At 43.5% G+C, this 13,083-nt stretch carries 16 protein-coding genes and 1 riboswitch; of the genes, 3 read left to right on the top strand and 13 right to left on the bottom strand.

What is annotated here, in order from left to right:
• Positions 1-20: 20 nt before the first annotated feature.
• The 7 genes from B4F99_RS11855 to B4F99_RS11885 form a co-directional block, all read right to left on the bottom strand.
• Positions 21-389 carry an ArsR/SmtB family transcription factor gene (locus B4F99_RS11855; RefSeq protein ID WP_290758141.1) on the bottom strand — a complete coding sequence of 123 codons (369 nt, stop codon included), beginning with the start codon at positions 387-389 and terminating at the stop codon, positions 21-23.
• Between the two features lie 58 nt (positions 390-447).
• Complete coding sequence (locus B4F99_RS11860) at positions 448-789, bottom strand: hypothetical protein (RefSeq protein ID WP_251137984.1); 342 nt, start codon at positions 787-789, stop codon at positions 448-450.
• A gap of 113 nt (positions 790-902) precedes the next feature.
• Positions 903-1,541 (bottom strand): thiamine phosphate synthase, encoded by a 639-nt coding sequence (thiE, locus tag B4F99_RS11865; protein ID WP_290758146.1) that lies wholly within the window; start codon positions 1,539-1,541, stop codon positions 903-905.
• Positions 1,531-2,298 (bottom strand): hydroxyethylthiazole kinase, encoded by a 768-nt coding sequence (gene thiM, locus B4F99_RS11870; RefSeq protein ID WP_035412483.1) that lies wholly within the window; start codon positions 2,296-2,298, stop codon positions 1,531-1,533. The genes thiE and thiM overlap by 11 nt, the downstream gene beginning before the upstream one ends.
• A complete protein-coding gene (gene thiD, locus B4F99_RS11875) occupies positions 2,279-3,082 on the bottom strand; it encodes a bifunctional hydroxymethylpyrimidine kinase/phosphomethylpyrimidine kinase (RefSeq protein ID WP_290758149.1) in 804 nt (267 codons plus the stop codon). The genes thiM and thiD overlap by 20 nt, the downstream gene beginning before the upstream one ends.
• A gap of 115 nt (positions 3,083-3,197) precedes the next feature.
• Positions 3,198-3,308: riboswitch (TPP riboswitch) on the bottom strand.
• Positions 3,309-3,372: 64 nt separating this feature from the next.
• A complete protein-coding gene (locus B4F99_RS11880; RefSeq protein ID WP_290758152.1) occupies positions 3,373-4,650 on the bottom strand; it encodes a murein hydrolase activator EnvC family protein in 1,278 nt (425 codons plus the stop codon).
• Between the two features lie 201 nt (positions 4,651-4,851).
• Positions 4,852-6,297, bottom strand: a complete 1,446-nt coding sequence (locus tag B4F99_RS11885) for a murein hydrolase activator EnvC family protein (RefSeq protein WP_035412477.1) — start codon at positions 6,295-6,297, stop codon at positions 4,852-4,854.
• Positions 6,298-6,561: 264 nt separating this feature from the next.
• Here B4F99_RS11885 and mce point away from each other — a divergent pair, with 264 nt between their 5' ends.
• Positions 6,562-6,972: a methylmalonyl-CoA epimerase gene (gene mce, locus B4F99_RS11890; protein WP_035412473.1), complete on the top strand. Its 411-nt coding sequence runs from the start codon at positions 6,562-6,564 to the stop codon at positions 6,970-6,972.
• Positions 6,973-7,019: 47 nt separating this feature from the next.
• Here mce and B4F99_RS11895 read toward each other — a convergent pair whose 3' ends face one another.
• From B4F99_RS11895 to B4F99_RS11915, 5 genes are all read right to left on the bottom strand, one after another.
• Positions 7,020-7,532: a type 1 glutamine amidotransferase domain-containing protein gene (locus tag B4F99_RS11895; RefSeq protein WP_035412470.1), complete on the bottom strand. Its 513-nt coding sequence runs from the start codon at positions 7,530-7,532 to the stop codon at positions 7,020-7,022.
• A gap of 27 nt (positions 7,533-7,559) precedes the next feature.
• Positions 7,560-7,733, bottom strand: a complete 174-nt coding sequence (locus B4F99_RS11900; protein WP_214856424.1) for a hypothetical protein — start codon at positions 7,731-7,733, stop codon at positions 7,560-7,562.
• Positions 7,734-7,760: 27 nt separating this feature from the next.
• Positions 7,761-8,195: an organic hydroperoxide resistance protein gene (locus B4F99_RS11905; protein ID WP_290758160.1), complete on the bottom strand. Its 435-nt coding sequence runs from the start codon at positions 8,193-8,195 to the stop codon at positions 7,761-7,763.
• Positions 8,196-8,369: 174 nt separating this feature from the next.
• Positions 8,370-9,707 (bottom strand): hemolysin family protein, encoded by a 1,338-nt coding sequence (locus tag B4F99_RS11910; RefSeq protein ID WP_290758162.1) that lies wholly within the window; start codon positions 9,705-9,707, stop codon positions 8,370-8,372.
• Positions 9,708-9,899: 192 nt separating this feature from the next.
• A complete protein-coding gene (locus tag B4F99_RS11915) occupies positions 9,900-10,382 on the bottom strand; it encodes a DUF456 domain-containing protein (RefSeq protein ID WP_290758165.1) in 483 nt (160 codons plus the stop codon).
• A 279-nt stretch (positions 10,383-10,661) separates the two neighbouring features.
• On the opposite strand from B4F99_RS11915, the gene B4F99_RS11920 reads away from it, so the two are divergent.
• A complete protein-coding gene (locus B4F99_RS11920; protein ID WP_290758168.1) occupies positions 10,662-12,146 on the top strand; it encodes an aldehyde dehydrogenase family protein in 1,485 nt (494 codons plus the stop codon).
• Between the two features lie 60 nt (positions 12,147-12,206).
• Positions 12,207-12,596, top strand: a complete 390-nt coding sequence (locus B4F99_RS11925) for a tautomerase family protein (protein WP_056063504.1) — start codon at positions 12,207-12,209, stop codon at positions 12,594-12,596.
• 108 nt (positions 12,597-12,704) lie between these two features.
• On the opposite strand, the gene yidD is transcribed toward B4F99_RS11925, so the two are convergent.
• Entirely contained in the window at positions 12,705-12,989 is a 285-nt protein-coding gene (gene yidD / locus B4F99_RS11930; RefSeq protein ID WP_290758171.1) for a membrane protein insertion efficiency factor YidD, read from the bottom strand.
• Positions 12,990-13,083: the final 94 nt, after the last annotated feature.

Here is a 13,083-nt window from a genome sequence, read left to right on the forward strand (position 1 = left end):
CTTTTCGTTTACTCTAAGAATTATTCAGATACTGCTTTTCCCTCTTGTACATGCTCCATCGCCATATGAACAAGCGACGACACATGATGGTCATCTAAAGAATAATACACGGCTTTTCCATCTTTACGAAACTTGACGAGCCCTTGTTTTAACAGGGAGCGAAGATGATGAGATGCTGTCGCAATCGAGCAGTCGACAGAAGCAGAGACATCACAAACGCACAATTCCTCTTCGATCGTCAACGCATAAACGATTCGTAGTCGTGTCGCATCTGAAAGGATCTTAAATAATTTTCCGATTTCAAGCGTCGGAATCGTATCAACGACTTGTCCAATCTCAGACGCACGCTGTTCATCAATAGCAATCGTTTCACAACGGGGAATGTCCATGTCCGTCACCTCGTTTCTATTTCTATATTGCACCATGAGAAACAGGACATTTGCAAGTTCAGCGCATCCGCCTACGAATGAGCCAAAATACAACCCATCCCCCTACGTAATCACCGATATCCCAAACGATTCGATTTTGATCGACCGCACGTACACCGATATCGATGATCTTCGTACTCTCCAATCGATTCCTATAACGCTTACGTAATCGAGCAGGAATCGGGAGACGAAGCAGTATTCGATAATAGATGTCTAAGTGGGTGTGTCCCCAAATTTCTGTAGCGATCGAACTTGTCTTGATATACAACGGACGTTTGTAGCGTCTTTCATACTTTTCCTTCAGCAAGAGAGCCATTTCATAAGATACACGATTAGGACGCGGAAATAAAATTTTCCCCAAATGGTAGATCCCCCGATTATCCACGCGAATGATTTGTGGTTCCAATCGATACCGGATCCAATAGCCCCGAAAACGGATCGTCTGCCATTTCAATACAATCACCTCTGAACGGATTATACCCTGTTCTGAAGAGATTGATGCCATTCCCGTACAGCATCTGTCATATGTTGTGCAGCACGCCGTCGATCTTCTTTAGCAAAAATTTCCGAGATGACCGCATATCCTTCTAATGGGATAGGAAGAGAAGCGACATTCGTTGCCGTAATTCCGCCAATGCCAATTAAAGGTAAGCGCACGGCTTCGCGAATCGCTTGAAGCATCGTGTGTGGCATCGAGTCGGCGTCTGCTTTCGATGACGTCGCAAATAGAGAACCTACACCTAAATAAGATGCTCCATCTCGTTCTGCTTCAATCGCTTGCGCGACGGTTGCTACCGATACGCCGATCACAGTGTTCGGTAAGAGACGTCGCGCTGCGGTTAGAGGAATATCTTCTTGTCCGATATGCAAACCAGCTCCGACAAGTAACGCAATATCAATTCGGTCATTGATAATCAAAGGAACATCATGACGATCCGTCAGTCTCTTTAACCGGACTGCCTGTTCGAAGAATTCCTTTCCCTGCGCTGTTTTTTCCCGTAATTGTATAATCGTTGCACCACCTAAAATCGCTTCTTCAACGACCGTTTCGATTGCAACTCCCGGATGATATCGACGATCTGTCACCGCATAAATGGAATAATCAATTGACATGTTCTACCACCTCCATCAAATCTTGCTCCGTCATCAGACTGATTGCATTGAACAACTCTCGTTTGAAATTACCTAGACCTTTTTCTGATGCTGCCTGTTCTCCTGCTTTTCCCATGATAAATGTTCCGTGGACTGCTGCCTCAAACGCAGAATATCCTGCACCAAGAAAACTCGCAATCAAAGAAGCTGTCATACACCCCGTACCTGTGACGTCTCCGAGACGCGGCGTACCTACTTGTAGTTCCACTTCGCGCATGCCATCCGTGATGTAGTCGATTGGACCTGTGACGACAATGACGGACTTTTGTTTACGAGCGAATGCACGAATGATTTCTCGATCCATGATCTCATCACTAGCAGCATCGACTCCTTTTGTTCGTCCATTCTCCCCAAGCAATGTCTTGATTTCTGAAGCATTTCCTTTAACGACCGTACATCCGAGTCTACTCAATTCTTTTGAAAAGGACGTACGCAATGATGTGGCTCCCGCTCCAACTGGATCAAGGATGATCGGAACGTTCAAGCGTCTCGCTTCGCTTGCGGCGAGTCGTTGAGCTGCTTGCATGTCTGCATCAATTGTTCCAATGTTCAAGACAAGAGCTTGCGCGAGTCGAACCATCTCTTCCACTTCGCGAATATCCTCCGCCATGACTGGAGATGCGCCAACGGCAAGTGTGACATTGGCGCAATCATTGATCGTGACTGTGTTCGTCAAATGATGAATGAGTGGTTTGTGTTTAAGAATGGTCGTAAACATGTGAATCCCTCCAAAGTGAATGAAAATGATGTGTCGGTCCAATCCCTTGTCCGAGAGCAAATCCATGACGAATCGCCTCTGTAACATACTTCTTGGCCTGACGTACACTGTCCGGTAAAGCTTCTCCAAGTGCCATCCGTGCCGCAATCGCTGCAGATAAGGTACAGCCTGTTCCGTGAGTATGTTGATTATCTAACCGATCTGATGTGAAACGGTATTCTTCTTGCCCGTCCCATAATAAATCCGTGGCAGCTCCCGGTAGATGTCCACCTTTTAGCAAGACAGCTCCAGTCTTCATAGCCAACTGATGCATCGCCAGTCGCATCTCCTCTAGATTAGTAACTGATTGCCCTGTTAAGCGCTCTGCTTCCGGTAAATTTGGTGTGACGAGTGTCGCAAGTGGCAGTAACTCCGCGATTAGTGCTTCCTCTGCCTCCGTCCGCAATAGGGCATGCCCGCCTTTTGCGACCATGACAGGGTCTAGTATGATTGGAACTGTCTGTTTGCGAAGATGTGTTGCAATGACGTGAATCGTTTGTGCATTCGAGACCATACCGATTTTGATAGCATCCACACGAATATCTGAAAAGATTGAAGCTAATTGGGCATCAACGATTTCCGATGATAACTCTTCTACTGCTTGAACGCCCAGTGTATTTTGAGCCGTTACCGCTGTCAAAACACTCATCCCATAAACGCCCAATGCTGAAAATGTCTTTAAATCTGCCTGAATTCCAGCTCCACCACCGGAGTCAGATCCCGCAATCGTCAATACATGTTTCATATTTTTCTCACCTTTCCATCGAGCAATGTAAGGGAGTTGTTACCGACAAAAAAAGCGTCGACCGCTGTAAAAAAGCAGTCGACGCTATACGAAATCGTTATCCAACCATTTCGGTATCCGTTCGGCTCAACTTTCCTACGCTGGTATTATCCAGTTCAGGTAATAGGGTCGAAAACAGATTGGTTTTCCTCTCAGCCGGATTCCTCCAGCTCCCCTAGTTGCTCAAGTATTCATTTCGCCTTAACTGTAGCATAGCGGCAAGAAAAAAACGAGCCGAAGCTCGTTTTGAATTATAGATATGCTAATGGATTAACTGCATTCAGAGGAGAAGAGGCACTGTACTGATAGCCTCCGACATGTAGTTCGAAATGCAAGTGTGGTCCTGTTGAATTCCCAGTACTACCAAGTGTTCCAACTTGCTGACCTTGAGAAACTGTTTGTCCTGCATGAACAGATAACGAACTCATATGAGCGTAGACTGTCGTATAGACTTTCCCGTCAAGGAAGTGAGAAATCATGACGTGATTTCCATAAGGCCCACCACCTGAAGCTGTAATGACCGTTCCAGCTGCTGCTGCGACGATTGGTGAGCCGACCGAACCACTGAAATCGACACCATTATGGAACGTATAGCCGTTCGCACCGCTTGCTGGTCCAAACCCTTGTGATACGCCACCAGAAGATGGACGAACGAATTTCCCACCGCTCGAAACAACGGGTGAAGCAACTGAAGTAGGTGATTCTGAACTCTTACCTGCTTGTTTTGCTGCTTGAGCATTCGCTTTAGCGGCTTTTTCAGCTGCTGCTTTCTCGGCTGCTGCTCTTTCAGCCGCCACTTTAGCTGCTGCCTTCGCTGCCGCAATCGCACGTTCTTGAGCTTCAAGTGTCGCTTGTAGTTCTTTCGCGTCTAGAAGTTCTGTCGTAAACTTCGTCTTACTTTTTCTTAATTTTTTAAGCGTAGCACTGCGTTCTTTCATTTGAACTTTCAACGCTTTTTTTTGTTCGATTAATGTTTTCTTCTCTTCAACCTGCTTCGCCTTTTTTTCAACGAGCGCTTGTTTTGCTTCCGCTAGCTTTTGTTGGGTTGCGATGTAATCCGAAATCATTTTATCATCTTGCTCCGCGATTTTTTTCCCTGCCATGACACGACTAAATAAATCACCTAAATCCTTCGATCCAAAAATGACTTCTTCCCATTTGATTGAGTTTCCATCGTTTTCTTGGAAGACACGTAGACGATCACCGAGTAGTTCTTCTTGTTTTTTCAACATCTCTTCGTAGCGAACGATGTCTGCTTTTAATTCATCGATTCGCAAATTCAATTTCTCGATTTGTTTATTTTTTTCGGAAATCTGAAAAATCTTTTCGTTGATCGCTGCATCGATTCGATTGATTTGACGTTGTTCTTTCGAAATTTTCGACTCTTGTTTTTTAATTGCTTTTTCTAATTTACGTTGTTCTGCGGCATTTTCAGCCTTTTTTTCTTTGATCGTTGCTGCCGCAATTGGTTGTGTTCCTGTTATAAGTAATGCTCCTAAAACAATGGTAGAAATTAGTTTTTTTAGCATATATCGTTTTCCTCACTTATGTTTTTCATATTTTATTATAGTATTCAAGTTTCTCTCACATCTGAAATAGATTATAGCACCCTAATCGTTTCAAAAAAATTTCATTTACATTTCAAATGAAAACGTTTTTTGTAATATAATCATTTATTTTTTGAAAATCGCAAAAAAAGAACCGCTGCATAAGCAACGATTCTTTACTGTTTAAAACATCGTCATTGGGTTCACTGAGCTAGCTGGACCAGTTGCACTATAGCTGTATCCACCGACGTGGATTTCAAAGTGTAAGTGTGGACCAGTTGAATTCCCAGTGCTTCCACGTAAACCGATTTGTTCACCTTGACTGACGCGTTGACCTGCGTGAGCATTGAGTGCGCTCATATGAGCATACAATGTTGTGTACGTTTTACCGTTTAATTGGTGGGCAATCATGATGTGGTTTCCGTAAGGACCACCACCTGATGCTGTAATGACTGTTCCTGTTGCAGCTGCAACGATTGGAGTTCCAACCGGACCACCAAAGTCGATCCCGTTATGGAACGTATAACCGTTTTCTCCACCTGCTGAGCCATAGCCTTGCGTGACAGCCCCAACCGTTGGATGGATGAACAGACCACCGGATGATGGTGACGGTTTAGGTGTCGCAGGTGCTGACGGTGTTGGCGCAGCTGGTGCTGGCGCAGGTGTAGATGCTTTTGGAGTCGATTGTTTCGTCGAACCAGAAGGTTTCGCGGCTTGCGACGCTTTCTCTTGTGCTGCCTGCTGAGCCGCTGCTTCTTTAGCTGCTTGTTGCTCAGCTTCTTTTTGAGCCGCTGCTTGAGCTGCTTCAGCTTCTGCTCGCGCTTTTGCTTCACGTGCTGCTTGAGCTTGACGCTCTTTTTCGATCCGTGCTTCACGTTCACGTGCTGCCTTTTCAGCTGCAATCGCTTTTTCTTGAGCAATCAGAATTTGCTGGACTTCTTTTGCATCCATCAATTGTGTTTCAAATTTCTCTTTTTTCTTACGTAATTCTTTTAAGCGTTTGTTTCGCTCTTTTAATTGCGATTCAAGTTCTGCTTGTTGGCGTTTCAATTCTTGCTTTTCAACAACCAATTGTGCTTTCTTGTCTTTCACTTCTTGTTGTGCATCCGCTAATTGCTTTTGCGTATTTTGATAATCCGTGATCATTTTATCATCTTGCTTTGAAATCGATTTTCCGGCCATGACACGGCTAACGAGGTCACCGACGTTTTTTGCCCCAAAAATGACTTCTTCCCATTTAATCGAGTTCCCGTCATTTTCTTGCATGACACGAAGACGATCCCCAAGTAGTTTTTCTTGGCGTTTTAATTTCGCTTTATACTTTTCGATTTCTTTTCCAAGTTGAACGATTTCTCGTTCCGTCGCCTTAATTTGACGATCTTTCGTTTCGACAGCAAAGATCTTTTCATTCAAGGCTTCGTCTAATCGATTGACTTCTTGTTGCGTCTTAGAAATTTTTTGACCCTCCTGATTAACGGAAGACTCTAAGTTTTTTTGTTTTTTAGCATTGTCTTGTTGCTGTTGTTCGTTTTTAGCTTTCTGTTCACTTAAATCGTCAGCTGCTGCAAAATGAGGTGCTGATGAAAGAACTAGTGCGGAAACGATGAGCGACGCGAACGTTTTTTTCATGTAGTATTCCCTCTTTTTCTCTAGTAGTATGTCGATGAATTATATGGAATAACAGTTACGTTAAAATTAAATTCTATAATAGTTTTTCTTATTTATAGGAACGTTTTTGATTATAGCATTCATTCCTCTTCCATAATATTTCAGTGATATTTCATTTTAAATAAATCGTTCTTCTTCTATGTAATAGAAAATGATGGAAAACAGCTTCCCATTGCAACTTTGATTCATTTTTGGGAAACTGAAGCGAATGGAGGGAAACATCAGATGAAACTAGATCATACCGGCATCGCCGTTCGCGATATGCAAGAAGCAATCTCATTTTATACAAAAGTACTTGGTGGAACATTAACAAAAGAGTACTCAAACCCCGCACCTGGTGTCGCTTCCAACATCGCCGTCATCGAGTTCGATGATGCGCATATCGAGCTGTTGACACCAACTAGCCAGGATAGTCCAATCGCTCGTTTTTTAAAACAACGTGGAAAAGGAGTCCATCACATTGCCTACCGTGTTGATGATTTAGATCAAGCAATCGCCGAAGCAAAACAACAAGGCTTAACATTTTTAGAAGATACGTATCGAACGACGCCGTTTGGACGACGACTGATTTATATGAACCCTCGTCATTCACATGGGGTTATCACGGAACTCTGTGATTATCCAGAGAACTCATAAAAAAATCAGCACTGCGATAACGCAGTGCTGATTTTTGTTTTATACGATTAGCCGAGTTTTGCAACGATTTCTCGATTGAATGCAGGAATGTCATCCGGTTGTCGACTTGAGATAAAATTATCATCAACGACGACTTCTTCGTCCGCGAAATCTACTCCAGCATTTTCTAGGTCGATGCGAATTGATTTATAACCTGTCATTTTTCTTCCTTTAACGATTTTGGCGTTAATCATCAACTGAGGTCCATGACAGATCGAGAAGATCGGTTTTTTTGACATATCGAATTCTTCGACGAATGAGACGAAACGCTCATCTTCGCGTAGTAAATCTGGTGAAAATCCACCTGGTATCAAAAGGGCATCATAGTCTGCCGCCGATGTCTCATCAATTGAGAGATCAACGGTTACTTTTGCATCTTCCTGTTTACCAACAAGCTCTGCACCTTTTTTGGCACCAATGACAGTAATGTCGTGCCCCGCTTCTTTTAACGCATCAACCGGTCCAGTGAATTCTACATCTTCAAAATGATCGGCGAGTACGACTGCTACTTTTTTAGACATGTGATTCATCTCCCAAGTTGTTTGAATTTAAATCGAATCTTCTCCGCGATCTCGTGGAGAAACCGGATCATCTGGCATCTCGTTTTTCCCTTTTAGGATTTCCTTTTGCTGCTCCTCTGTCAGTTTCCGTTCTTTATCAGACAGACGATCCCGTTCATCTTCCAATTTTTCATTTGGACGATCGGTTTCTTTTGGTGCCATCGAAAACCCTCCTTAAGGATGTATTTCTTATAACGAATCAACGACTTTAACAGAAAGGTCGACATCGATGTTGCCACGAGTCGCTTTTGAATACGGGCAGAAGTTGTGTGTCTTCTCAAGTAGTTCTTCTGCTTCTTCTTGCGATACCCCAACGACTTCGACGACGAGTTTCGCCGCAATTTTCACACCGTTATCCGCTTCGTCCTGTAAGAGGCTGACTTCTGAATTCGTCCGCGTCTCGACTCGTTTTTTCGCTTGGCGCGCCATCAAATTGTAGGCACCATCAAAACAAGCGGCATATCCTGCTGCGAATAACTGTTCCGGGTTTGATGTCGGAATGTCTTCTTTGCCTTTTGTTCCAGGCATGACTAAATCAAGATTAATGACGTTATCATCTGAAGAGACTTTCCCGTCGCGACCACCGACTGCAGATGCGCGCGAAGTAAGAATGACGTTTGACATGATAGAAAACCCCTTTTCCTGTTGAATTAAAAAGACTTTTTTGCCACATAAACAGTAATACCCGTCACCGGCGGAGATAAACACAAGGAGTGTTCAATCCCTTTACCCTGCCATTCTTCCAATAACGAAAAAAGACGATGAACTTAATGTCCATCGTCTTTTGATTTTGCTATTTTATCCGATATCCTCTGTTGCAACTTCTTCTTGATCAGGCAATTGAAGATAAATCGACTTCACTTGGTGGTTATCAACTTCCATGACCTTGATCGTATACGCTTGATAGCGGAATTCTTGACCACTTGATACTTCTGTATCCTGTGCCATGACCCAACCACCAATCGTATCAATATCTTCTTCTTCAATACCTAGGTTAAAGCGTTCATTTAAGTCATCAATTAAGACACGACCTGAAATCCGGTATAATCGTTCATGGATCTGTTCGATATCCGCTTTCTCATCTTTATCGAATTCGTCTCGGATTTCTCCGACGATTTCCTCCAATATGTCTTCCATCGTGATGACACCAGCTGTCCCTCCGTATTCATCAATGACGAGTGCCATTGGCGTCCGTTCCACCTGCATCTTCAGCATCGCGTCTTGAAGCGGTGAATACTCGGATACGATCGGCAAGTTATGGATATAATAACTTAATGCTTTCCCTTTGTTCGCCATATGGTCCGTAAATAATTGTTTTGCATTGATGAAGCCAAGGATTTTATCCTTATCTCCTTCTTCCGCTACCGGATAACGTGTGAACTGATACTCTTCAACGAGACGAATAATGTCCTCCATCGATGCATCGTTCGAAATCGTGATTAAATCTGTCCGCGGTAACATAATGTCTTTCGCGATTCGCTCATCGAACGAGAAGATATTTTGCATGTAGGAAAGTTCGGTCTGGTTGATTTCTCCACTCTTGTAACTCTGCGTCATGATGATTTTAATTTCTTCTTCCGAGTGAACTTCTTCGTGACCAGCAGGTTCAACACCAAACAAACGAAGAATGACCCGGGCTGAACCGTTCAATGTCCAAATGAAAGGTTTCATGACCTTACCGAACCAATAAAGCGGTGGTGCGAGTAACATCGTGATAGCTTCCGTCTTTTGAATAGCCAAGGACTTAGGAGCTAGTTCTCCAAGCACGACATGAAGAAACGTTACAATTGAGAATGCAAGGACGAACGAAATGATCGTCGAAACGGAGCTTGGGATGTCGATTTCTTCGAACAACATACTGAGAATCGCACCTACCGTCGATTCTCCTAACCACCCGAGACCAAGCGCTGTCACGGTAATTCCAAGTTGACAGGCTGATAAATAATAATCCAAATTCTCAAGCAGCCTTTTCGCTACTTTCGCAGTCTTGCTTCCTTCTGTAATCAACTGATCGATTCGAGACATTCGCATTTTGACGACCGAAAATTCGGCGGCAACAAAAAAAGCGGTTAAAATGATGAGTAGTGCAATGACGAGTAGTCGAATAATGATCGTCGTCGTGTCGAATGTCTCCATTGAGTGTGTACTGTCCAATCGTTTCCCCGAAGAAAGGGGATTCACCTCCATTAATATAAAGCCAGATGCAAAGGCATCTGGTCGTTTACAGCAAAAAGAAGCTTTATTCTTTCAAAGCTTCCTTACTTTTTCATATTCATACTATAACGGAACTTTCACAAAATGTGTACTTGAAGACACGATTTCAATCGGTCAGACCACGTATAGGATGAAGATTACAATCATGAGCAACATCGCGATTCCCTTTAACAACGCACTTGATAAGATACCGAGAACCGTACCGATTCCTACTGAAACGGCTGTTTGCCATGTTTTTTTACTAATGATTTTTTCCGTCAAGATGGCAAAGACGAACGGGAATATCAATAGTCCGATTCCTGGTAAAATAAACGGTCCGGCAATCAATCCCACTGTCGTCGCGATTTTAGCCGCTTGAGATCCTCCCCGTCGATCAACAGTGTAGGCGCTGACGAGATAATCCAGTGTGAACAAGAGAATGATGAAAATCGCTTGAATCACCCAAAAACTAATTGATAATTCAGAGAAACCGAATCCGAATCCATAAATCAAAAAGCCTACTACTAAAACCGGCGCACTTGGGATGATCGGATATACGAGTCCTGCAAAAGCGACGAGAAAACACACGACGATTAGACTCCACAATAAAATTGTCACTTCCATCCCTCCCTTCTTCTAAAGTTCTTGCTTTTATTACGAACGTGAAGAGGCAAAGGTTTCATCAAACACTTATTTCAATCGTCCTTCTAAAAAAGAACGATCCCACTCATTTTTATAGCATTATATTGATTAAATTCCTGGTTTAAAGTGCTTTAAAACCCGCTTGACTGACTGATTTTGAGCAATATGTTTGGTAGAAGTGTATGGATGTGTTTTACTTCTTTTCATAACGTGAATAACTTAATTGTTATAATAACGAATGGGGGATGAATTGAGATGGCTCAACAAAACGAAGCTACGTTGCATACGGATTTTACGAAGATTTATATTGACGGTCAGTGGCGCACAGGCGCAAGTGACAGCAACATGACGAATACAAATCCATTCACTGGAGAAGAGCTCTTTACGATCTCTGCCGCGAACCAACAAGATTTAGATGACGCGTATGAAGCGGCTCAAGTTGCTCAAAAAGACTGGGCGAAAGTTCCTGCCTTAAAACGCCAAGGCCTGATCGAAAACTTTCTGAAGGTGTTGTACGAAGAAAAAGAGATTATCATCGATTGGCTAATCAAAGAGTCAGGAAGTACACGTATTAAAGCGGAAGGTGAATTCCTTGCCTCAGTCTTGATCGTCAAGGAAGCTGCTACCTTCCCATTACGGATGCATGGTGAAATTCGTCCATCGGTCGTACCAGGCAAAGAAAACCGAATCTATCGTAAAGCACTTGGCGTCATCGGTGTCATCAGTCCATGGAACTTCCCGTTCCACTTAGCTGTGCGGTCGATCGCTACTGCTATCGCTATTGGGAATGCAGTCGTCGTTAAACCGGCAACAGACACACCTGTCTCAGGCGGTTTAATTTTCGCTAGCCTGTTTGAAAAAGCTGGATTACCAAAAGGTGTTTTAAATGTTATCGTCGGTCGTGGTTCAGAAATCGGTGACGCTATCGTCGAACACCCTGTCCCACGCTTGATTTCCTTTACAGGATCAACTGAAGTCGGTCGCCACATCGGAGAACTTGCCGGTAAACACCTGAAGAAAACAGCGCTTGAACTTGGCGGAAACAATGTCTTCGTCGTACTTGATGATGCTGATCTCGATCGTGCGGTTGAATCTGCTGTCTACAGCAAGTTCTATCATCAAGGTCAAATCTGTATGTCAACGAACCGAATTCTCGTCGCTTCTTCGATTCATGATGAGTTCGTCGAAAAATACGTTGCTCGTGTGAAAGAATTACAGTATGGTGACCCATCACATGACCGGACACAAGTCGGACCACTCATCAATCAATCACAAGTCGAACGCATCCTTGAAGATCTTGAAAAAACAAAAGCTGCCGGTGCAACCGTTCGTGTAGGTGGAGAAGCAAAAGACAACGTCATTGCGCCAACTGTCGTCACAGGCGTCACGAACGATATGCCGCTTGCTAAAAATGAAATCTTTGGACCAGTTGCTGTCATCATCCCATTCGATACAGATGAAGAGGCACTTGAAATCGCGAACTCTCTTCCATACGGATTGAGTGGTGCAGTGCACGGTTCATCTATTGAACGTGCGACCGCTTTTGCACTGGAAGTCGAGACAGGTATGATTCACATCAACGACCAATCGGTCAACGATGAGCCACATATGCCATTTGGTGGTGAAAAAGATTCAGGACTTGGTCGCTTTAACGGTGAATGGGTACTTGAAGAATTCTCAACTGTACAATGGTTGTCCGTCATGCATGATCGCCGCCAATACAAACCATTCTTTGAATAAATAATCAAGAGCAGGGAACTCTTCCCTGCTCTACATACTTAAAAAAGGAGCTGAACGGTTATGCCATTATTACGATTCGACGTCATTGAAGGACGTTCTGAAGAAGAGTTGAACGTGTTACTCAACACTGCACATGACGCGATGGTCGAAGCATTCGACGTGCCGGAACGTGATCGGTATCAAATCGTGCATACACACAAAGCTCACGAAATGGTCATTCAAGATACAGGTCTTGGTTTTAAGCGGAGTAAAGATATCGTCCTTATCAGTGTGACAAGTAAAACGCGGACGAAAGAGAAGAAGCAACGTCTCTATCAATTGCTCGCTGAACGATTAGAAGCAAATTGTGGACTTGCTCCGACTGATTTAATGGTTTCAATCGTCGAAAATGATGCGGCGGACTGGAGTTTCGGTCTCGGTGAAGCACAGTTTTTAACAGGTAAACTATGAGCGTTCAACAAATGAAACAATTAAAGGGGGATGTGTTACCGATGATTTCCGATAACACCCCCCCCTTTTCTTCATTCATTAAACTATTAACATAAACCCTAACATGACTTATTCCACAGTGACTTCGACCTTCTCACGGGGATTTTCTCGCTGTAACGGCACTTTCCAACTAAACTGATCAGGTTCTGGAACGAAATCGAGGCCTCCTGGATGAAACGGTTGGCAACGAAGCAAACGGCGTGTCGTCAAATAACTCCCTTTTACTGCACCATGACGTTCAATCGCCTCCATCCCGTAATGGGAACACGTCGGATAGAATCGACATGTGGCTGGTTTCATGGGAGAAATGACTTTTTGATAAAAGCGAATGCCTCCCATTAAGACACGTTTCATAACGTCCCTTCTTTCTTCTTTTTTTCTAGTGTAACGCATCTGTTCATCATTTTCAGATGTTCTGCTTTATCCTAAAAGTAGATTTAAAAGAAGG

Origin of the sequence: Exiguobacterium sp. UBA3491 (assembly GCF_002377745.1) — a bacterium.
In the GTDB taxonomy this organism is placed as follows: Bacteria; Bacillota; Bacilli; order Exiguobacteriales; family Exiguobacteriaceae; genus Exiguobacterium_A.